At 66.3% G+C, this 21,177-nt stretch carries 19 protein-coding genes, 4 tRNA genes and 1 pseudogene; 14 read left to right on the plus strand and 10 right to left on the minus strand.

The features are described from left to right. Nucleotides 1–72 precede the first annotated feature (72 nt). Entirely contained in the window at nt 73–1,236 is a 1,164-nt protein-coding gene (locus tag C6A86_RS24325) for a DUF1611 domain-containing protein (RefSeq protein WP_199196310.1), read from the plus strand. Then, nucleotides 1,233–2,303: an alanine/ornithine racemase family PLP-dependent enzyme gene (locus tag C6A86_RS24330; RefSeq protein WP_105364856.1), complete on the plus strand. Its 1,071-nt coding sequence runs from the start codon at nt 1,233–1,235 to the stop codon at nt 2,301–2,303. The genes C6A86_RS24325 and C6A86_RS24330 overlap by 4 nt, the downstream gene beginning before the upstream one ends. Before the next feature lie 7 nt (nt 2,304–2,310). Here the strand turns inward: C6A86_RS24330 and C6A86_RS24335 are convergent. The 3 genes from C6A86_RS24335 to C6A86_RS24345 all read right to left on the minus strand — a co-directional run bounded on the left by C6A86_RS24335 (nt 2,311) and on the right by C6A86_RS24345 (nt 2,621). Beyond that, nucleotides 2,311–2,387 (minus strand) — tRNA-Phe (locus tag C6A86_RS24335). 39 nt (nt 2,388–2,426) lie between these two features. Beyond that, nucleotides 2,427–2,503 (minus strand) — tRNA-Asp (locus C6A86_RS24340). Between the two features lie 45 nt (nt 2,504–2,548). Beyond that, nucleotides 2,549–2,621 (minus strand) — tRNA-Glu (locus C6A86_RS24345). A gap of 136 nt (nt 2,622–2,757) precedes the next feature. Here C6A86_RS24345 and C6A86_RS24350 point away from each other — a divergent pair. Then, nucleotides 2,758–2,833: transfer RNA gene (locus C6A86_RS24350), tRNA-Lys, on the plus strand. A gap of 9 nt (nt 2,834–2,842) precedes the next feature. On the opposite strand, the gene C6A86_RS24355 is transcribed toward C6A86_RS24350, so the two are convergent. After that, nucleotides 2,843–3,964, minus strand: a complete 1,122-nt coding sequence (locus C6A86_RS24355; protein ID WP_105364855.1) for a serine/threonine-protein kinase — start codon at nt 3,962–3,964, stop codon at nt 2,843–2,845. 23 nt (nt 3,965–3,987) lie between these two features. Next, the gene (locus C6A86_RS24360) at nt 3,988–4,998 is read right to left on the minus strand and encodes an oxygenase MpaB family protein (protein WP_105364854.1); all 1,011 of its coding nucleotides are present in this window, start codon (nt 4,996–4,998) and stop codon (nt 3,988–3,990) included. Between the two features lie 71 nt (nt 4,999–5,069). Here C6A86_RS24360 and C6A86_RS24365 point away from each other — a divergent pair, with 71 nt between their 5' ends. From C6A86_RS24365 to phoU, 5 genes are all read left to right on the plus strand, one after another. Next, nucleotides 5,070–5,654 carry a TetR/AcrR family transcriptional regulator gene (locus C6A86_RS24365; protein WP_105364853.1) on the plus strand — a complete coding sequence of 195 codons (585 nt, stop codon included), beginning with the start codon at nt 5,070–5,072 and terminating at the stop codon, nt 5,652–5,654. A 131-nt stretch (nt 5,655–5,785) separates the two neighbouring features. Next, nucleotides 5,786–6,790: an acyl-ACP desaturase gene (locus tag C6A86_RS24370; RefSeq protein WP_105364866.1), complete on the plus strand. Its 1,005-nt coding sequence runs from the start codon at nt 5,786–5,788 to the stop codon at nt 6,788–6,790. A gap of 80 nt (nt 6,791–6,870) precedes the next feature. Next, nucleotides 6,871–7,956, plus strand: coding sequence for a tRNA dihydrouridine synthase DusB (gene dusB, locus C6A86_RS24375; RefSeq protein WP_396834217.1), 1,086 nt, complete (start codon nt 6,871–6,873; stop codon nt 7,954–7,956). Between the two features lie 212 nt (nt 7,957–8,168). Next, the gene (locus C6A86_RS24380; protein ID WP_105364851.1) at nt 8,169–10,202 is read left to right on the plus strand and encodes an LCP family protein; all 2,034 of its coding nucleotides are present in this window, start codon (nt 8,169–8,171) and stop codon (nt 10,200–10,202) included. An 84-nt stretch (nt 10,203–10,286) separates the two neighbouring features. Continuing rightward, complete coding sequence (gene phoU, locus C6A86_RS24385; RefSeq protein WP_105364850.1) at nt 10,287–10,952, plus strand: phosphate signaling complex protein PhoU; 666 nt, start codon at nt 10,287–10,289, stop codon at nt 10,950–10,952. 130 nt (nt 10,953–11,082) lie between these two features. On the opposite strand, the gene pstB is transcribed toward phoU, so the two are convergent. The 4 genes from pstB to pstS all read right to left on the minus strand — a co-directional run bounded on the left by pstB (nt 11,083) and on the right by pstS (nt 14,955). After that, nucleotides 11,083–11,853, minus strand: coding sequence for a phosphate ABC transporter ATP-binding protein PstB (gene pstB, locus C6A86_RS24390; RefSeq protein WP_105364849.1), 771 nt, complete (start codon nt 11,851–11,853; stop codon nt 11,083–11,085). 7 nt (nt 11,854–11,860) lie between these two features. After that, nucleotides 11,861–12,763, minus strand: a complete 903-nt coding sequence (gene pstA / locus C6A86_RS24395) for a phosphate ABC transporter permease PstA (protein WP_105364848.1) — start codon at nt 12,761–12,763, stop codon at nt 11,861–11,863. After that, the gene (gene pstC, locus C6A86_RS24400; RefSeq protein ID WP_105364847.1) at nt 12,760–13,728 is read right to left on the minus strand and encodes a phosphate ABC transporter permease subunit PstC; all 969 of its coding nucleotides are present in this window, start codon (nt 13,726–13,728) and stop codon (nt 12,760–12,762) included. The genes pstA and pstC overlap by 4 nt, the downstream gene beginning before the upstream one ends. 96 nt (nt 13,729–13,824) lie before the next feature. Next, nucleotides 13,825–14,955: a phosphate ABC transporter substrate-binding protein PstS gene (gene pstS, locus C6A86_RS24405; RefSeq protein WP_105364846.1), complete on the minus strand. Its 1,131-nt coding sequence runs from the start codon at nt 14,953–14,955 to the stop codon at nt 13,825–13,827. Between the two features lie 203 nt (nt 14,956–15,158). Between pstS and C6A86_RS24410 the strand changes: the two genes are divergently transcribed. The 6 genes and pseudogenes from C6A86_RS24410 (at nt 15,159) to arsA (ending at nt 20,617) form a co-directional block, all read left to right on the plus strand. After that, nucleotides 15,159–15,833, plus strand: coding sequence for a helix-turn-helix domain-containing protein (locus C6A86_RS24410; RefSeq protein ID WP_105364845.1), 675 nt, complete (start codon nt 15,159–15,161; stop codon nt 15,831–15,833). Nucleotides 15,834–15,847: 14 nt separating this feature from the next. Beyond that, nucleotides 15,848–16,522, plus strand: coding sequence for an arsenate reductase ArsC (locus tag C6A86_RS24415; RefSeq protein WP_105364844.1), 675 nt, complete (start codon nt 15,848–15,850; stop codon nt 16,520–16,522). 56 nt (nt 16,523–16,578) lie between these two features. Continuing rightward, a complete protein-coding gene (locus C6A86_RS24420) occupies nt 16,579–16,962 on the plus strand; it encodes a metalloregulator ArsR/SmtB family transcription factor (RefSeq protein WP_105364843.1) in 384 nt (127 codons plus the stop codon). After that, nucleotides 16,959–18,472, plus strand: a pseudogene (gene arsB / locus C6A86_RS24425) (ACR3 family arsenite efflux transporter). Before C6A86_RS24420 ends, arsB begins: the two are co-directional and overlap by 4 nt. After that, entirely contained in the window at nt 18,469–18,843 is a 375-nt protein-coding gene (arsD, locus tag C6A86_RS24435; RefSeq protein WP_105364841.1) for an arsenite efflux transporter metallochaperone ArsD, read from the plus strand. Before arsB ends, arsD begins: the two are co-directional and overlap by 4 nt. 4 nt (nt 18,844–18,847) lie before the next feature. After that, nucleotides 18,848–20,617, plus strand: coding sequence for an arsenical pump-driving ATPase (arsA, locus tag C6A86_RS24440; RefSeq protein ID WP_105364840.1), 1,770 nt, complete (start codon nt 18,848–18,850; stop codon nt 20,615–20,617). Here arsA and C6A86_RS24445 read toward each other — a convergent pair. Next, the gene (locus C6A86_RS24445; protein ID WP_105364839.1) at nt 20,614–21,099 is read right to left on the minus strand and encodes an ArsI/CadI family heavy metal resistance metalloenzyme; all 486 of its coding nucleotides are present in this window, start codon (nt 21,097–21,099) and stop codon (nt 20,614–20,616) included. The genes arsA and C6A86_RS24445 overlap by 4 nt on opposite strands. Nucleotides 21,100–21,177 lie beyond the last annotated feature (78 nt).

A 21,177-nucleotide genomic window follows, 5' to 3' on the forward strand; every position in this document is an offset into this window, starting at 1 on the left:
CTTCGTTGAACGTCGGGCTAGAACGCCCCGCCTCGATTGCGTCGCCTTCTCTGGGACTTCTCAGAGGAACTCATGTCTTCGCGTACCAGTGGAACCCCGTCTCTCGATGCGTTTCAGCCGAGCGAGTCCATCCTTCCCGCACCGCCCTTCGCACTGCCTGCCGGTGACACGGCGATCGTCTACTGCGAGGGCCAGTTCGGCGAGCAGGACGGCAAAACCGCCAACGGCCTGGTCCGGCACTCGGAGAAGTACCAGATCCTCAGCGTCATCGACAGCCTTCGGGCCGGTGCGGATGCCGGAAAACTCCTCGACGGCACCCCGAACGGCATCCCGGTGCTGGCCTCACTCGCCGAGTCCATCGCGCACGCCGGACACGTGCCGGACTACCTGATCTGTGGGTTGGCACCCGCCGACGGCCTGCTGTCCGGCCGGCAACGAATCGTGCTGCTCGACGGTATCGCCCGCGGCATGCACATCATCAACGGCCTGCACGAGTTCCTCAACGACGATCCCGAGTTCGCGGCGGCAGCCGTGATCGCCGGCATCACCATCACCGACGTGCGCCGGCCCAAAGCCAAACGTGACCTGCACCTGTTCTCCGGCCGGATCTTCGACGTCACCTGCCCCCGGATCGCGATCCTGGGCACCGACGGGGCGATCGGCAAGCGCACCACGGCCACCCTGCTGGTCCAGGCGCTCAACGCGCACGGCATCAAGGCGGTCATGGTCGGCACCGGTCAGACCACCCTGATCCAGGGCGGGAAGTACGGCGTCGCACTCGATGCGCTGGTCCCCCAGTTCTGTTCGGGCGAGGTCGAGCACCAGGTCGTCGCCGCGTTCGAGGGCGAAGACCCGGACGTGATCGTGGTCGAGGGCCAGGGCGCACTGAGCCATCCCGCGTACCTGACATCGGCGCATATCCTGCGCGGCAGCCGCCCCGCCGCGGTGATCGTGCAGCACGCGCCCAAGCGCGCGGTGCTCGGCGACTTCCCGATGGTGGCGATGCCGACCGCGGCGAGCGAGATCGCCCTGATCGAGGCGTTCGCCGACACCCGCGTCATCGGGGTCACGATCAACCACGAGCAGATGACCGAGGACGAGCTGAATACCGCCATCTCCGAACATCATTCGCAGCTCGGACTGCCCGTCACCGATCCCCTGACGCGCCCCGCGTCCGATCTTGTCGATATGGTGCTGGCCGGCCTGCCCGCGCTCGCAGCGATCACCCCCGTGTGACGCTTCGCATCGAGACCGATCTCGACAAGGTCGAACAGAACACCCGGACCCTCGTCGACCGGCTCCACGTGTCGGGCATCCGGGTCACCGGGGTCACCAAGGCCGTGCTGGGTTCCCCGGCAGTCGGTGCGGCGATGCTGCGCGGCGGGGCCGGCGGCCTCGGTGATTCCCGGGTGGAGAACCTGGCCCGGCTGGCCGGACTCGACCGATGGCCGCTGCGCACGTTGATCCGCTCACCCATGCTCAGCCAGGTGGCATCGGTGGTCGGGACCGCCGACATCAGCCTGAACACCGAGGCCGTCGTCCTGACGGCGCTCGATCAGGCCGCGGCCGAGCAGAAGCGGATGCACGCCGTGGTGCTGGTGGTCGAACTCGGCGACCTTCGTGAGGGCATCTCGCTCGACGACGTCCCGGAGGCGGTGCGCGCCGTCCTCGACCACTCGTCGCTGCGCCTGGCCGGGCTCGGGGCGAACCTCGCCTGCCAGAACGGCGTGGTCCCCGATGACCGGAACATGGGCGTCCTGACCCGGCTCGTCGACGAGATCGAGGCACGGCACGGCATCTCGCTCGGCGTCGTGTCCGGGGGCAACTCGGCGAACCTGAATTGGGCTCTGCACACCCGTGATGTCGGCCGGATCGACGAGCTCCGACTCGGCGAAGCCATCCTGCTCGGTGTCGATCCGCTGGACCGGACCCCGATCCCCGGCCTGCACACCGACATCTTCACCCTGACCGCCGAGATCATCGAGGTCGCCGTGAAACCGGCGCAGCCCTGGGGCGAGCGCGCCCAGGCGGCGTTTGGAGAGGCTCCGGTACGCACCGGCAGCGGGACCGTGCATCAGGCGATCCTGGCTCTCGGTCGCCAGGACGTGGACCCGGACGGTCTGCGGCCTCCCCCGGGCATCACGATCCTGGGAATGAGCAGCGATCATCTGGTGGTCGACCTCGGAGATCATGAGGCCGTGGTCGGCGACGAGATCGACTTCGGTGTCGGCTACAGCGCACTGGTGCGGGCCATGACGTCGCCGTTTGTCGCCAAGGTGGAGGTGGGCGCAACGGTGCCGTGAGAATTCGTGGTGGCCAGGGCCGGGATCGAACCGGCGACCTTCCGCTTTTCAGGCGGACGCTCGTACCAACTGAGCTACCTGGCCGGAAGGCTCCGGCCTTGCGACCGGAATACCTCGCCGAAATGGCGACCCTGACGGGACTCGAACCCGCGACCTCCGCCGTGACAGGGCGGCGCGCTAACCAACTGCGCCACAGGGCCTTGCTCTTTACTGCTTCGCTCCGGTGTGTCACCACCGTCGCGCCGTACCCCCAACGGGATTCGAACCCGTGCTACCGCCGTGAAAGGGCGGCGTCCTAGGCCGCTAAACGATGGGGGCCTATCCGAATTTCTTCGGGCCGCTCTCAACGCCGGTGACGTTGGAAGCTTCGATAGCTTAGGACACGGCCCTGCGAAATCCCAAACCGGATACCCCCATCCGTCCGGGAGGGCCGCCCAGTATCCTTTTGCACCACGCCCCTATAGCTCAGTTGGTAGAGCTACGGACTTTTAATCCGCAGGTCCCAGGTTCGAGCCCTGGTGGGGGCACCACAGTGCGCCTCATCCGTCATCACCGCGCTTGGGCTTCGGCCCCTTGCCGTTCTCACCCCTTTTCTCTTCACCGTTGCCGCGTCCCCGCGTCGGAGCCGGCTGCTGCTGATCCACCGGCGTGGTCGTGGCGGTGGGCGTGGGCGCCGGTACCGCGGTGGTCGTGGTGGGGGTCTGCGTGGTGGTCGTCACCGGCGTGGGCGTCCCCGAACGCGACGCGGTGTCCACCACGAAGGCGACGACGAGCACGACGATTGCCAGCAGCGCCCCGGCGATACCCATCAGCTTTCGGCGGTTACTGCGGGGCGTCGGCACCGGCACGTACGCGGTGCCCGGATCGGGCAGCGGCTGGTCCAGAAACAGCGTCTGGGGCCGCGCCGCAGTCAGGGCGGCCCGCATCTGGTCGGCACCGGCGAACCGGGCCCGCGGGTCCGCCGCGGTGGCGCGCTGCACGACCGACGCCAGCCCCTGGTCGATATCCGGTCGCAGCGCGGCCAGATTGTCCTGCGGCCCGGGGACGCGCCCCGTGAGCGCCTCGAAGGCCAGCACTCCGACCGCGTACAGATCGTCGGCAGCCGTCGCGGGCCGCCCGGCGAGTCGGTCCGGACTGAGGTAGCCCAGCGTGCCGACCACCAGACCGGTCATGGTGTGGCTGGATTCCGGGCTCTTCGCGATGCCGAAGTCGGCGACCTTGGGCACACCGTCGTCGGTCAGCAGGATGTTGGCCGGCTTGATGTCGCGGTGCAGGACACCGGCGGCGTGCGCCGCCGACAACGCGGAGAGCACATCGTCGAGGAGTGTGCGGATCTGTGGCAGGGGCATCGGTCCCTGCGCGATCGTGTCGGCGACGGTGCGGCCGCTCAGGCGCTCCATGACGATGTACGGCGTGCCATCGTGCTCACCGCTGTCGTGCACCGCGACGATGTGGGGGTGGCTGAGCCGGGCCGCGGCCCGCGCCTCGACCTCGAAACGGCGGCGGTTCTCGGGCTGCGCGGCCAGCGCCGGGTACATCAACTTGATCGCGACGGCGCGGCCGAGTCGGGTGTCCCAGCCTTCGTGGACTTCGGCCATACCGCCGCGGCCGAGCATCCCCCGCAGTTCGTAGCGGCCGCCGAGGATTACGGGCCCCTGCATGGGCCCTACGGTAGCCCGTGCGGCTAGCCGACCTTGGGGCAGTAGAAGTTCGGGCTGTCCCGGTACTCGATGGGCGGCAGGTTGCGCGCGGGCGTCTGGACCAGCGGGGAATCCGCGGGCAGCCGGCCCGAGGCCCGGTCCACCGCGGAACGCTTGCGCGGATGCATCAGCGAGCGCCTGGGCAGCACCTTGGTGGCCAGCGTGATGACGCCGCAGAGCCGGTCGTGCAAAAACTGCTGGCGCGGCGTCCACGTGTAGCCCATCAGGTCACGCACCGGCTGGTCGTAGAGGGCGACGGTCATGAACGTCAGGAAGCGTTGCATAACCTTCAGGTTCAGCGCCCACAGCGGGTCCGGGATCCACTGCAGCGAGGGATGTTTGGGCATGGTCGACAGGTCCATGACCTCGCGTGCGGCGTAGTTGTTCTCCAACACGTTGCGGCACATGTGATCCCAGTACTGCTCGAACTCCTCCCAGGAGTTCGGCACCGGCCGCATGCTCATCCCGTACATCCGGTACCAGGCGACGTGCTCGTCGAACAGTTGACGCTTGTCGGCCAGCGAGATCCCGCCACCGAACTTCTCGGCGGCCAGCAGGGTGGACTTGAAGAACGTGGCGTGCGCCCAGTAGAAGACGTCGGGATTCAGCGCGCTGTAGCGGCGCCCCTGCTTGTCCACACCCTTGATACCGATGTGGTAGTCGCGGACCTCGGCGCCGGTCTTGGGCGCGCGGTCGCCGTCGAAGACCACGCCGCCGATCGGGTAGATCGAGCGCAGCAGCCGCGGGATCCGCTCGATGAAGAAGATGGAGTGTTCTTCGACCGCCGCGCCGAGCTGTGGGTGCATGTTCTGCATCGACCCGGCCCAGGTGCCCTGGAACAGGCCCGTCCACTGGCCGAAGTATTTCCAGGTCAGCGAGTCCGGCCCGAGCGGCATCGCGGGGGCGTCGTAGCCGCCGGAACTGACGGGGCAACCCGCCGCCACCTCGGCGGATGCGCTGGTCACCGGGCACGTCTCGGACGTATCTTGAGTCACTGGCGAACTTCCCGTCCCGGTCAGAAACAATTCTGACTACACTCGTTGTCACTACGCAGCTTAGGAGTGATGTGCCGTCCGGTCAACGACGCGGTCGATGGTCCGGCGTTCCCCTGCAGGATCGCCAGACACTGCGGCGCGGTGAACTCATCGCAGCCGGGGTGACCCTGCTCGGCGGGGCGTCCGGCCCGGCGCTGACGGTGCGCGCGGTCTGCCGCCAAGCGAGCCTCACCGAGCGGTATTTCTACGAGAGCTTCACCGACCGCGACGAATTCGTGCGCGCCGTCTACGACGACGTGTGCAGCACCGCGATGAAGGCGCTGCTGTCCTCGCAGACGCCCCGTGACGCCGTCGAGGCGTTCGTGGCGCTGATGGTCGACGATCCGAGCCGCGGCCGGGTGCTGCTGCTGGCCCCCGAGCGGGAACCGGTGCTCACCAAGTCCGGCGCGGAATGGATGCCCAACTTCATCGCGCTGCTGCAGCACAAGCTCACCGAGATCACCGATCCGGCTTTGCAGGCGATGGTCGCGACCGGCCTCGTCGGAGCACTGACGGCGTTGTTCACCGCCTACCTGAACGGCAGGCTGGCAGCCACGCGCGAGCAGTTCGTCGACTATTGCACCGACATGCTGCTCAGCCGCGCTACCGTGCGCTGAGCCTTTGCCAGCGGGAGCGCCTCGGGTCGATGTGGAACCGTTACCAGACGCACAGGCGGCGTAACTTGATGTCACTAGGGGGCACAGATATATTGAGTGCTACCAACAGGTACAGATAACTGGGAGTGAACGTGTCGCAAGACCTACCCGACGTGCAATTGCTGCGCGAGCTCGAACCTGTCGTCGAGAAGAACATCAACCGGCACCTCGCCATGCGCAAGGACTGGAATCCGCACGACTACATCCCCTGGTCGGACGGCAAGAACTTCTACGCCCTGGGCGGGCAGGACTGGCACCCCGAGCAGTCCAAGCTCTCCGAGGTCGCCCAGACCGCGATGGTGCAGAACCTGCTGACCGAGGACAATCTGCCCTCCTATCACCGCGAGATCGCGATGAACTTCACCATGGACGGCCCGTGGGGCTGGTGGGTGAACCGCTGGACCGCCGAGGAGAACCGGCACGGGATCGCGCTGCGCGACTACCTGCTGGTCACCCGCGCCATCGATCCCGTCGAGCTCGAAGAGTTGCGCGTCGAGCAGGTCACCCGTGGCTTCTCTCCGGGCCAGAACCAGCAGGGCGACCTGTTCGCGTCCACGCTGTTCGACTCCGTGGTCTACGTGACCTTCCAGGAACTGGCCACCCGCGTCTCGCACCGCAACACCGGCAAGGCCTGCGAAGAAACCGTCGCCGATCAGTTGCTGGGCCGGATCTCCGCCGATGAGAACCTGCACATGATCTTCTACCGCGACGTCAGCGCCGCCGGTCTGGACATGGTGCCCAACCAGGCGATGAAGTCCCTGCACCGGGTGCTGCGCAACTTCAAGATGCCCGGGTACACCGTGCCGGAGTTCCGCCGAAAGGCCGTCACCATCGCCGTCGGCGGCGTGTACGACCCGCGCATCCACCTCGAGGACGTCGTGATGCCGGTGCTCAAGAAGTGGCGCATCTTCGAACGTGAGGATTTCACCGGCGAGGGCGCCCGGCTGCGTGACGACCTCGGCGAGCTGGTCAAGGAGCTCGAGGAGACCTGCGTGAAGTTCGAGGTGGCCAAGGAACGTCGCCTGGAACGCGAGCGCAAGGTCGCCGAGAAGAAGGCCATGAAGAACCTGTTGGTGACATCATCGGCAGCCTCCTAGCCCCAGCACCCAGCGAAACGGCCCGGTCTGGCTTACAGATCGGGCCGCTCGCGTTGCGCAGCCCGGTCGTGCTGGCGCCGATGGCGGGTGTGACAAATGTCGCGTTCCGCACGCTGTGCCGTGAACTCAAGGTCGCCCGGGCCGGCACCGTCAGCGGACTCTACGTCTGCGAGATGGTGACCGCGCGCGCCCTCGTCGAGCGGCACCCGGTGACCATGCACATGACGACCTTCGCGCCCGACGAGTCGCCGCGGTCGCTGCAGCTCTACACCGTGGACCCGGACACCACCTACGCGGCGGCCAAGATGATCGTCGACGAGAATCTGGCCGACCACATCGACATGAACTTCGGCTGCCCCGTCCCCAAGGTCACCAAGCGCGGCGGCGGGTCCGCGATCCCGTACAAGCGCAAGCTGTTCGGCAAGATCGTCGCGGCCGCCGTACGGGCGACACAGGGCACCGATATCCCGGTCACGGTGAAGTTCCGGATCGGCATCGACGACGACCACCACACCCACCTGGACGCCGGCCGCATCGCCGAGTCCGAGGGTGCAGCGGCCGTGGCACTGCACGCCCGAACCGCCGCACAGCGGTATTCGGGGACCGCCGACTGGAGCCAGATCGCGGCGCTCAAGCAGCACGTGACCACCATCCCGGTGCTCGGCAACGGCGATATTTTCGACGCCGCCGACGCGCTCGCGATGATGGAACAGACCGGGTGTGACGGAGTCGTCATCGGCCGCGGCTGCCTGGGCCGGCCATGGCTGTTCGCCGAACTGTCGGCGGCCTTCAACGGGCGCCCGATCGCGACCCCACCGACGCTCGGTGAGGTCGCCCATATCGTGCGCCGCCACGGCGAGTTGCTCTCGGCCCATTTCGGTGAGGACAAGGGCATGCGGGACATCCGCAAACATGTCGCCTGGTACATGCACGGCTTCCCCGCCGGTGCCGACCTGCGTCGGGCATTGGCACTGGTCAAGACCATGCGTGAGCTCGACGCGCTGCTCGGTGAACTCGACGCGGAGGTGCCGTTCCCGGAGGTCGCGGGCGGGCCACGCGGCCGCCAAGGCTCCCCCGGATCGGTCAGCCTTCCGCAGGGCTGGCTCGATGATCCCGACGACCTGACGGTGCCCACCGGCGCGGACGTGATGAACTCCGGCGGCTGACTCTTCCGAGATGCTCCCGAGACCGCTCCGTCATGTCATCGCGCTGTCGGACTCTCAGGTTGTCTCAGTACGATGAAAGGCCACCTGACCGGGCTCCGGTGGCGGAGCCACGTGCAGTGCTGCTAAAAGGATTAGCAGCAGCTTTTCATTAAGCACCGATGAGAACGTGTGCAACGGCGCGCACGACCCCACGAGCCAAAGGCCGGTAGGACATGAGTGACGGCGATAACGCCACTCCTGACCGGCCCGACCGCGCGCCCGGGGGGGACAATCAATGGCTTACCCGATCCCCACGATCGACACCAGGCGCCACGCCGTGGGAACGCGCTCAGCAGTCCGCTCCGCCGGACACCGCGACGGGCAATCACACCGACGGCGTCACCGTCGCCGACCTGATCGCCAAACTGGCGGCCGACCAGCCCACCGGCACCGGCCGTAAACGGCGCCGGGCGGACCCCGACGAGGACGACGAAACACCCGCCCCCGAGAGTGCCGCCGAGATCACCGACCCGGTCGAACCGGTCGACGCCGTGATCTTCGCGCCCTCCGCGTCCGATGACCCGATCCGGCGCGACCCGGCCGAGCCCGTCACCGAGGTCATGCACGTGCCCTCGGCATACGCCGCGGAACTGCCCGACCTGGCGGCGGTCCGGCCGCCGCGCCCCCTGCACACCTCGCGCCCGGCGCCGGTGCAGCATCATCGAGCCCGCACCGTCGGCCGGGTGGCCGCCGCCCTGATCGCGGTGTGTGCGCTGGCGCTCACCGGCGGCGCCTGGCAATGGCAGTCGATGAAGAACAACAGCCTCAACCAGGTGTCCGCGCTGGACCCCAATTCGCGCGATATCGTCGACCCCAACGCCCAGTTCGGCGACGAGAACTTCCTGATCGTCGGCACCGACACCCGCATCGGCCAGAACAGTGAGGTGGGCGCGGGCACCACCGATGACGCGGCAGGCGCCCGGTCGGACACCATCATGCTGGTCAACATTCCGGCTGACCGCAAACGTGTTGTCGCCGTGTCGTTCCCGCGAGATCTGGCGATCACACCGATCAAGTGCGAACCGTGGGATCCCGAGACCGGGGTCTACGGGCCGATCACCGACGAAGAATCTCCGATGTACGGCATGGACGAGGCCTGGACCGAGACCAAGCTGAACTCCGCCTACGCCGTGGGCGGACCCAAGTGCCTGGTGAAGGTGATCCAGAAGCTCTCCGGCCTGTCGGTCAACCGCTTCATGGCCGTCGACTTCACCGGCTTCGCCAAGATGGTCGACGCGCTCGGCGGCGTCGAGGTGTGCAGCACCACCCCGCTGGAGGACTACGAACTGGGCACCGTGCTGGCCAACCCGGGCCGGCAGATGGTCGACGGACATACCGCACTGAACTACGTGCGCGCCCGCCAGGTGACCACCGAGGTCAACGGCGATTACGGCCGTATCAAGCGCCAGCAGCTGTTCCTGTCCTCGCTGCTGCGCTCCCTGATCTCCAAAGAGGTGTTCTTCAGCCTCAGCAAGCTCAACAACGTCGTCAACATGTTCATCGAGGACAGTTTCGTCGACAACATCAGGACCAAGGATCTCGTCGACCTCGGCCAGTCCGTGCAGGGTGTGAACGCCGGCCGGATCACCTTCGTCACGGTACCCACCACCGGGTACGCCGACGACTACGGCAATGAGCAGCCCCGGGTCGACGACATGGCCGCGCTGTTCGAGGCGATCATCAACGATGATCCGCTGCCCGAGGAGCGCAACGCGGACAACACCCCGGTGCCCGACACACACGAATCCGGCAGCGGCTCAACGTCATCGGCCGACGCGGACGGCGAATTGGTCGACGCGGTGGCCACCGAACCCGGCGCGGTCACGGTGCGGGTGTCGAATTCGACCGGCGAATCCGGACTGGCCAGCAATGCGGCCGATGTGTTGCAGCAACACGGATTCAACATCGACACCCCTGACGACTACCCCGGCCCGCTGAGCTCGACGACGGTGTTCTTCTCGCCGGGCAACGAGCAAGCCGCCGCGACCGTGGCATCGTCATTCGACAACGCCACCATCGAGCGGGTGACGGGGATGGGCGACGTGGTGCGGGTGGTGCTCGGCTCCGATTTCAGCTCCGTGACCCCGCCTTCGCCGAGCGGATCGCCGGTGCAGGTGCACATGGTGCGCGGAACCAGTAGCTCGCCGACCACCGAACTCCCCGAGGATCTCACCGTCACCAACGCCGCCGACACCACCTGCGAATAGTTCGGTCCCGCACACGAAGGGCATTCACCGTTCGTTCATCTGTGGCATCGTGACCTTCGGGCCCGGCAACCGTAAGGTAAGTGCATGCGTACTGCGTATCAAGAACAGCTGTCTTCCTTGACCGATCAACTCGGCGAGATGTGCGGCCTGGCCGGCGTGGCCATGGAGCGTGCGACCCAATCCCTGCTGCAGGCCGATCTGGCGCTCGCCGAACAGGTCATCACCGACCACGACCGTATCAGCGAGATCAGCGCCCGCGCAGAGGAAGCCGCATTCCTGCTGCTGGCCCTGCAGGGTCCGGTTGCCGGAGATCTGCGCGCGATCGTCAGCGGGATCCAGATCGTCGCCGATGTCGACCGGATGGGTGCGCTCGCCCTGCACGTCGCCAAGATCGCCCGTCGCCGCCACCCGCAGCACGCGCTGCCCGAGGAGGTCAACGGGTACTTCGCCGAAATGGGTCGTGTGGCAGTCGAATTGAGTCGCAGCGCGCAAGAGGTGCTGGAGACCCTGGACCCGGAGAAGGCCTCCCGGATCCGCGAAGAAGACGACGCGATGGACGATCTGCATCGCCACCTGTTCACGGTGCTGATGGACAAGGACTGGAAGTACGGCGTCACCGCAGCCGTCGATGTGACGTTGCTGAGCCGCTTTTACGAGCGCTTCGCCGACCACGCCGTCGAGGTAGCCCGCCGGGTGATCTTCACCGCCACGGGCGAACTTCCCGAGGACAACCTCGCCGAACCCCAGTAGCCCGCAGCCGCATACGACGAAGGCCGGTCCCCACGCGGGGGATCGGCCTTTGTCGTTGCGGCGCACTCGGTGCCGGGAAAGCAGTGCGCGGCACCGGCCTCTTGGCCGATGCCGCGCAGCGGGATTCTGCTCAGCCGAAGCGGCCGGAGATGTAGTCCTCGGTGGCCTTCTGGGTGGGGTTGGAGAAGATCTTCTCGGTCTCGTCGATCTCGACGAGCATGCCCGGCTTGCCCGTCGCCTCCAAGTTGAAGAACGCGGTCTGATCGCTGACCCGGGCGGCCTGCTGCATGTTGTGCGTCACGATCACGATGGTGTAATCCTGCTTGAGCTCGGAGATCAGGTCCTCGATCGCCAGCGTCGAGATCGGATCCAGCGCCGAACACGGCTCGTCCATCAGCAGCACATCGGGCTGCACCGCGATGGCGCGGGCGATGCACAGACGCTGCTGCTGGCCGCCGGAAAGCCCGCCGCCGGGCTTGTCGAGGCGGTCCTTGACCTCGTTCCACAGGTTGGCACCCTTGAGCGAACGCTCGGCGACCTCGTCGAGGTTCTTGCGCACCCCCTGCAGCTTCAGGCCTGCCACCACGTTGTCGCGAATCGACATGGTGGGGAACGGATTCGGCCGCTGGAACACCATGCCGATGGTCTTGCGGACACTCACCGGGTCGATGCCCGAGGCGTAGATGTCCTCCCCGTCGAGCAGCACCGAACCCTCGACGCGCGCGCCGGGGATGACCTCGTGCATGCGGTTCAGGGTGCGCAGCACCGTCGACTTGCCACACCCGGACGGTCCGATGAAGGCCGTCACGCTGCGCGGCATCACCGAGAGCCCCACGTTGGCTACCGCATGGAAGTTGCCGTAGTAGATATTGAGATCTTTGAGATCCAGCCGCTTGGCCATGAGGCTCCTAAACTCGGTTCCGTGTCAGGTATCGGTTGACGAATGCGGCGCCCAGATACAGCGCTGCGATGATCAGGATGAGGGTCAGAGCCGCGCCCCAGACCCGCAGCGCGCCAGCCGCTTCCGGGTTGATCAGTTCCGTGAAGATCAACAGCGGCAGCGAGGCCATGTTGCCCTCCAGTGCGTCCATGTTGATGGAACGGCTGTAACCGACCAGCACCAGCACCGGCGCCGTCTCGCCCATCACCCTGGCCAGCGCCAGCAGAATGCCACTGAGCATGCCCGGCAAGGCCGTGGGCACCACGACCCGCGCGATGGTCTTCCACTTCGGAATGCCCAACGCGTAGGACGCTTCGCGCAGTTCGTCGGGGACCAGCTTCAGCATCTCCTCGGTGTTGCGCACAACCACCGGCAGCATCAACAGCACCAGGGCCAGCGAGACGGCGAAGGCGCTCTGCTCGAAGCCCAGCGTGGAAATCCACAGTGCGAAGATGAAGAGTGCGGCCACGATCGATGGCACACCGGCCAGGATGTCGACCATGAACGTGGTGACCTTGGCGAACCGGCCACGGCCGTACTCGACCAGGTACACCGCCGCCATCACACCCAGCGGCACCGACAGCACCGCGGCGATGGCCGCCTGGATCACGGTGCCGTAGATCGCGTGATACACGCCGCCGGCCATCTCTTCCGGCAGCACGCCGGCAAGGGAGTTGGTCCACCAGGTCGAGGAGATGATCGCGGTGAAACCCTTGGACAGCACGGTGTAGAGCAGCCACGCCAGTGGGATCATGGCGACCACGAACGACGCGGTGAACAGCGTTGTCGCGACGTTGTTCTTGATCTTGCGGCTGGCGCTGAGTGGGTGGAAGGTGGGTGCCTTCACCGACTCGTCGAATGTGACCGTCATCCTCCACTGACCCTTCCGCCGGCCGCGGCCCGCGCCAGCGCGTTGACCACGAAGGTCAGCGCGAAGAGCACGAATCCGGCGGCGATATATGCACCTGTCGGTAGCGGAGCGCTGAACTCCGCTGCGGCCGAGGCGATCTTGGATGCGAACGTGTAACCGCCGTCGAACAGCGACCAGCTGCCCGCCTGCGCGGCGGTGCGCAGGATGATCAGGATGGCGATCGTCTCACCCAGCGCGCGGCCCAGGCCCAGCATGGACGCCGCGATCATTCCGCTGCGCCCGTACGGGAACACCGTCATCCGGATGACTTCCCACTTGGTGGCACCGAGGGCCTGCGCGGCCTCCACGTGACCGCGGGGGGTCAGCGCGAAAACCTCGCGAGTCACCGAGGTGATGATCGGCAGAATCATCACTGCGAGCACGATGCCCGCGGTGAAAATGGTTCCGCCTCCGGCCAGCGACACGTTGCCCTGGGAGAACAGGAAGAACCAACCGAGGTTCTCGTTGAGGAACGTGGCCACCGGGGTGAGCCACGGCGCCAGCACGAAGATGCCCCAGAGACCGAAGACGATCGAGGGCACCGCCGCCAGCAGATCGACCAGCATCGCAAACGGCCGCGCCAGCTGCTTGGGCGCGTAATTGGTCAGGAAGGCCGCGATCCCGATGGCAATGGGGACGGCGATGACCAAGGCGAACACCGAGCTGAGCACCGTCACCATGAACAGATCACGGATGCCGAAGCGCAGATTGTCCGAATCGCTGGTCAGGAACTCGGTGCTGAACAAGAAGTTGGCCTGGTTGGCCTGCAGCGACGGGACCGCCTTGATGATGAGGAAGAGCGCCATCAACGCGATTGCCCCGATGATGGTGGCGCCGGCCGCGATGGCGATGGACTTGAAGATCTTGTCTCCCCAGCGCCCCTCACCCCGCTTCAACGCCGACTCCTTCATGGGTGTGGTGGGCATTTGGGGATTATCCCCGATCTGCGGTGAGCTCGTCGGGGTTGCCGACGAGCTCACCGCGGTCGAGTCCGGTGTCACGGCCATGTCTGATGTGGCTACTTAGCTGGTCGCGTTGATGGCATCGACGGCCTCGGTCAGGCGGGTCTTGAACGCCTCGGGCACCGGGATGTAGCCGTTGTCCTCAAGCCCGGTCTGCCCGTTGCCGAGCGCCGAGTGCATGAACGCCTTGACCGCGGTGGCCACCTCGGGATCGGGGTACTCCGAGCAGACGATCTCGTACGCGGCGAGCATGATCGGGTAGGAACCCGGCTCGGTCGGGGTGTAGAACGTCGTGGTGTCGAGCACCAGGTCGTTGCCCTCGCCCTTGAACTTGACGCCGTCGATGGCGACGCCGGCAGACTCCGTGCTGAGCTCAACCGGCTCCGGACCCGCCGACGTGATGATCTTGGCGATCGACAGGTTCTGGGCCTTGGCGAACGACCATTCGTTGTAGGTGATCGAGCCCGGGGTGCTGCCGATGGCGGCCGAGGTGCCCTCGTTGCCCTTGGCGCCTTCACCGACTCCACCGGCGAACGACTTGCCGGCACCCTTGCCCCACGCACCGGCGGACGCCGCGTCCAGGTACTTCTGGAAGTTGTCGGTGGTTCCGGACTCATCGCTGCGGAAGACCACATTGATGGGTTGTGCGGGCAGCGTCACGCCTTCGTTCAGGGCCGCGATCTCCGGGGCGTCCCAGGTCTTGACGGTGCCGTTGAAGATCTTCGCCGCGGTCGGGCCGTCGAGCACCAGGCCGTCGACGCCTTCGACGTTGTACGTGATGGCGATGGGGCCGAACACTGCCGGCAGATTCCAGGCGTCACTGCCGCCGCAACGCTCCTTGGCCTTTTCGTACTCACCCTTGTCCGCGCTCAGCGGCGAGTCGGAGCCGCCGAAGTCGGTCTGTCCGCCGAGGAACTCCGACACACCGGCACCCGAACCACTGGAGGTGTAGTTCAGCGTGAACCCGGGGCAGTCCTTCTCGTAGGCGTTGATGAAGCGCGTCATGGCATTGGCCTGCGCAGATGAACCACTGGCCTTCAGTGCTTCCTTGCCGCCGCAATCGCCGGCCGGAGCAGAACCGGTGTCTCCCGACCCCGACGAAGAGGCGTTGTTGTCGCTTCCACACGCGGACAGCAGCAGGGTACCGGCGGCCAACATGCTCAGCGCGGCACCAGTTCGTTTGGCCTTCACGAAGCTCCTTCAGATACGGATATGGGGGGAGGAAACGCATGTCGCGTCGAGCAGATCTTTCGCCGCTCGGCTGTGAACCTAGGGGCCGCCCGTGAACCGATGCCCTATGGATGGTGAACGAGAGATGAACCGACAAGGGCCGACCGGGAAGAACACGCCCGAGGTGTTGACACCAGCGAATTGACTCAGTACTGATTGAGTCAATGTCTACTGAGTTGAACGGGACTATTGACCGGGTTGCCGTGTTCGGCGCGCTCGCCGATCCGGCACGACTGGCCATCGTCGATCACCTGCTCGGCGCCGACGCCTCACCGTCCGAACTGCAGGCAATGCTGTCGATGCCCTCCAACCTGTTGGCGCACCACCTGAAGGTGCTGGAGCGCGCTCGTGTCGTCGAGAGGTCCCGCTCGGAGGCCGACCGCCGACGCATGTATCTCAGGCTCAATCACGCCGCGCTCGAGACCCTGGTTCCGTCGGTGAGCCATCGGGCACATCGCGTGGTCTTCGTGTGCACCCAGAATTCCGCTCGCAGCCAGCTGGCCGCGGCCATCTGGAACCGGCACAGCCCAGTGCCGGCCACCTCGGCCGGCACACAACCGGCCCGGCAGGTACACCCCGGCGCCGTGGACGCGGCGCGGCGCAACAACCTCGACCTGCGTCCGACCACACCCCGGCATCTCGACGAGATTCTGACTCCGTCGGATCTCGTGATCGCGGTGTGCGACAACGCTCACGAAGAGTTGCCGCCCGCGCTCACCCGCATCCACTGGTCGATCCGCGATCCTGCACGGACCGCCCTGCCGGCCGCTTTCGACGACGCGGTGCACGAACTCACCGACCGCATCGACCGCCTCACACCCACCCTCCAACCCCTCTGATTCGGGAGAAGCACATGAGCGACAACATCACCGAGAGCCATCCGCACGTGCGTCACGACCTGTCGATCGACCAGCGACTGGCCCTGAAGACGGCCGCAACACGGCTTCAGAAGGACTTCGAGAGCATGTTCGGCACCGAGACGATCGAGCTGTTCCTGCACACGTCCTACGAGCAGTTCGCCGGCCGCGCCAGCGTGCCCAACTTTCTTCCCCTGCTCGCCGAGCGCTTCGCCCGCCAACGCCTGCGCGCACTGGCCAAGGTCGAGGGCAAGGCCAACGACGGAAAGCCGATCGTGCTGTTCCTGTGCACCCACAACGCCGGCCGCTCGCAGATGGCGCTGGGCTTCTTCACCCACCTCGCCGGCGATGCCGCGGTCGCATGGTCGGGCGGTTCTGAACCCGGCGACGAAGTGAACCCCGCCGCGGTCGCCGCCATGGCCGAACGGGGCATCGACATCTCCCGTGAGTACCCCAAGCCGTGGACGGACGAGATCGTGCAGGCAGCCGACGCGATCATCACCATGGGTTGCGGCGATGCCTGTCCGATCTTCCCGGGCCGCCGCTACGAGGAGTGGGTGCTCGAAGACCCGCACGGCCAGGGTGTCGACGCGGTCAGGCCGATCCGCGACGAGATCGAGCGACGGGTCCGCGTCCTGCTCGCCGAGCTCGAGGTGCCGGTGCACGCGTAGGTATGCCGCGGGCCCGGTGTGTTGTGTCCGGATTCGATCGATGTCAATATAGATAAATGTCGAAGTGGCTGTCACTGATTCAGGTCGGCCCGCCCATCGGACGCGCAGCACTCGACGAGAGCGCATGTGCGCCACTTGCCCAGATGTTCAAGGCCCTCGGCGATCCGGTCCGGCTGCGCCTGCTGAGCCTGATCGCCAGCAGTGCCGGCGGCGAAGCCTGCGTCTGCGACATCTCCAGCACGTTCGATCTTTCCCAGCCGACCATCTCCCACCATCTCAAGGTGCTTCGCTCCGCCGGAATCCTGGACAGCCAGCGGCGCGGCTCGTGGGTGTACTACCGGGCCATTCCCGAAGCACTACACCAGCTTTCGATCATCCTGCAGGTCGAGAGCGGAACCCCCACACCATCCGATGCCTGTGCCGAGGAGACCGTGCAATGAGCACCACCCCCACCACCGCCGATCAGTCCCCGGTGGTCAAGAAACTGTCCGCGCTGGATCGCATGCTGCCCGTCTGGATCGGCATCGCCATGGTGGCCGGCCTGCTGCTCGGTAGGCTCGTTCCCGGCCTGGGCAATGCGCTCGGAGCCGTGGAACTCGACGGCGTCTCGCTCCCGATCGCCATCGGCCTGCTGGTGATGATGTACCCGGTGCTGGCCAAGGTGCGCTACGACCGCCTCGACTCGGTGACCGGCGACCGCAAACTGCTGCTGTCCTCGCTGGTACTGAACTGGGTGTTCGGTCCCGCGTTGATGTTCGCACTGGCGTGGCTGATGCTCCCGGACCTGCCCGAGTACCGCACCGGACTGATCATCGTCGGCCTCGCCCGCTGCATCGCCATGGTGATCATCTGGAACGACCTGGCCTGTGGTGACCGGGAGGCCGCCGCGCTGCTGGTGGCGATCAACTCGGTGTTCCAGGTCTTCATGTTCGCGGCACTGGGCTGGTTCTATCTCTCCGTGCTGCCGGGCTGGCTCGGCCTGGAGCAGACCACCATCGATACGTCGGTGTGGCAGATAGCCAAGTCGGTGCTCATCTTCCTCGGCATCCCTCTGGTGGCCGGCTTCCTCACCCGCCGGTACGGCGAAAAGGCCAAGGGCCGTGAGTGGTATGAATCTCGCTTCCTGCCGAAGATCGGCCCGTGGGCGCTCTACGGTCTGCTGTTCACCATCGTGATCCTCTTTGCGCTGCAGGGTGATCAGATCATCTCCAGCCCGTGGGACGTCGCCCGGATCGCGCTGCCACTGTTGGCCTACTTCGCCATCATGTGGGGCGGCGGGTTCCTCCTCGGAGCCGCGATAGGCCTGGGCTACGAGCGCACCACGACGCTGGCGTTCACCGCTGCCGGCAACAACTTCGAGCTGGCCATCGCGGTGGCCATCGCCACCTACGGTGTGACATCCGGCCAGGCGCTGGCCGGGGTCGTCGGCCCCCTCATCGAAGTCCCCGTGCTGGTCGCCCTGGTGTACGTGTCCCTGGCGCTGCGCGGGCGATTCACGAACCGGGCCCCCGCCGTGACCGAGGAGAAGAAGTGACCCGGAAACCCGCCGTGCTGTTCGTCTGCGCGAAGAACGGTGGCAAATCGCAGATGGCCGCCGGGCTGATGCGCCAACTCGCCGGCGACGACGTGGACGTATATTCCGCCGGCACCAAACCCGCTGCGGCGGTCAACGCACTCTCGGCGGAGAGTCTGCTCGAAGTCGGGATAGACATCAGCGGCGAGACACCGAAACCGGTCGATCCACAGCGTGTTCGAGATGTCGACGTGGTCGTGATTCTGGGCAGTGAGGCACGGCTGGAACCCGTCCCCGGCACCGAATTCCAGAACTGGGACACCGACGAGCCCTCCGAGCGCGGTATCGACGGCATCGAACGCATGCGCCTGGTGCGCGATGACATCGCGATCCGGGTCAACGAGCTTCTCGCCCAACTGAAGGAGACAGTCCGATGAGCAAGGTTGAAGTATTCGAACCCGCGCTGTGTTGTGCGACCGGTGTCTGCGGCGAGGATGTGGATCAAGCACTGGTGATGTTCTCCGCCGACCTGGATTTCGTCGCCGGCCGCGGCGGCGATGTCACCCGCTACAACCTGGCCAGCGAGCCGGGCTCCTTCGCCGAGAACGAGACCGTGCGCGCATTTCTTCAGGTCGCCGGATCCGGCGGCCTACCGTTGGTTCTGGTCGATGGCGTCACCGCGATGACGGGCCGCTATCCCGATCGCAACCAGCTCGCCACCTGGGCCGGAGTCGAGGTGGCCGCACCGAACCTGCTCGGCGACAGCTGCTGTGGCAGCAGCGCTTCCGACGACTCGGGTTGTTGCTGAACTCGTGAAGTTCCTGGCGGCGTCCCCGCGGTTCCTGTTCTTCACCGGCAAGGGCGGGGTCGGCAAGACCTCGATCGCCTGCGCGTCCGCGATCCACCTGGCTCGCCAGGGCAGGCGGGTGCTGCTGGTCAGCACGGACCCGGCGTCCAACGTGGGCCAGGTCTTCGGGCTGACCATCGGCAACACCGTCACCGACATCCCCGCTATCGAAGGCCTGTCGGCCCTGGAAATCGACCCGGATCAGGCCGCCGAGGCGTATCGCGAGCGCATCATCTCTCCGGTGCGCGGCCTGTTGCCCGACAAGGAAATACAATCGATCACCGAGCAGCTCTCCGGGTCGTGTACCACCGAGATCGCCTCCTTCAACGAATTCACCGAACTGCTCACCGATTCGGACGGCCCGATGGCGCAGTTCGATCATGTGCTGTTCGACACCGCGCCGACCGGGCACACCATCCGGCTGCTGCAACTGCCCGGCTCGTGGACCGACTTTCTCAACGAGGGCAAGGGCGACGCCTCGTGCCTGGGGCCGCTGTCCGGACTCGACAAACAGCGCGCGCTCTACGCCGGGGCCGTGGCGGCCCTGGCCGACCCGCAGCGCACCCGCTTGGTGCTCGTCGCTCGCGCGCAAAGGTCCACCCTGGCCGAAATCACCCGTACACACCGTGAACTCGCGGCAATAGGGCTCACCCACCAGTACGTCGTGATCAACGGGGTGCTGCCCGCCGCTGCCACCGACGGCGACCCGCTCGCCGAGGCGATCCGCACCCGCGAGCAGCGCGCCATCGCCGATCTGCCCGAGGAACTTCGTTCACTGCCCACGGATCTGGTGGATCTCAAAACCACGAACATCGTCGGACTCGACGCACTCACGTCACTGTTCAGCCGCGAGCCGGGCGCACCGGCCGCCGCCGAGGACATTGCCCTGGACGTGGCCGATGCCCCGCTGGCCGCTCTGGTCGACGAACTCGCCCGTGGCGACCACGGCTTGATCATGTGCATGGGAAAGGGTGGCGTCGGCAAGACCACCATTGCCGCCGCCATCGCCGTCGCCCTGGCCGAGCGTGGCCATTCCGTGCATCTGACCACCACGGATCCCGCCGGCCACCTCGCCGACATGCTGCACGGCAGCATGGACAACCTGCACGTCTCCAGCATCGACCCGGTCGAGGCGACCCGCGCCTACCGCGATCATGTGCTGGCCACCAAAGGCGCCGCCCTCGACGACCGGGGAAAGGCACTGCTCGAAGAGGATCTCCGTTCGCCCTGCACCGAGGAAGTCGCCGTGTTCCAGGCCTTCTCGCGTGCCATCGGCGAATCACGCAACACATTCGTGGTCGTCGACACCGCCCCGACCGGCCACACGCTGTTGCTGCTGGATGCCACCGGCTCCTACCACCGCGAGATCGCCCGACAATTGGGCGACCGGCACTTCACCACCCCGCTGATGCGGTTGCAGGATCCTGAGCTGACCAAGGTCATCATCGTCACGCTGGCCGAGACGACCCCGGTGCTCGAAGCAGCGGGCCTGCAGCGCGAACTCGAACGCGCACAGATACACCCGTGGGCGTGGGTCATCGACAACTCGCTTGCCGCCGCGCGCCCCACCTCACCCTTGCTTCGCCGCAGGGCGGTTGCCGAACTGGTCGAGATCGACACGGTGAGAGCCGAACAGGCCGGTCGGGTAGCAGTCGTACCGCTACTGGCGACCGAACCTGTCGGCATCCCCGCACTGAAGGCGCTCACCGCTTCCGGTGCCGCCGCGGTGGGCTAGCAGCAGCCCGCGGTCACCCCCACCTTGTCATCATCGCTCGCCGGGGCCACACTGCCGCAGCAGGTTTCGCCTTCGGGACCGCGATCGTCGGAATGCTGCGGGCTGGTCCCGAACGACTCCGAATCGGCCAGCACGGTGTAGACCTCCCACCGCTCGCCGGCCGGGCCGGTCACCCAGACCTTGTCCTGCTTGGCAAAGCAACACGTGGCGCCGATCTCCTCATCGGTGAACATGCCCTCAGCGCTGAGTCGGGCGATCTCGGAGTGCACCGTGGCACTGGATTCCACCTCGACACCGAGATGGTTGATGGTGCCGCCCTGACCGGGATTCTGGAACAGAACCAGCTTCAGCGGCGGATCGGCGATCGCGAAGTTCGCGTAGCCGTCCTTCCGTTTGGCCGGTTCGGTGTTGAAGAGCGTGGAGTAGAACGTGATGGCCTCATCGAGGTCATCGACGTTGAGAGCGAGCTGAACACGGGACATTTCAGATACCTCCATACCTGTGTGACTTATATCGAATTGGCGCGCCGACATCAGGATGCCACCTTTTCGACATATGTC

It is taken from the genome of Mycobacterium sp. ITM-2016-00316 (assembly GCF_002968335.2).
Lineage (GTDB): Bacteria > Actinomycetota > Actinomycetes > Mycobacteriales > Mycobacteriaceae > Mycobacterium.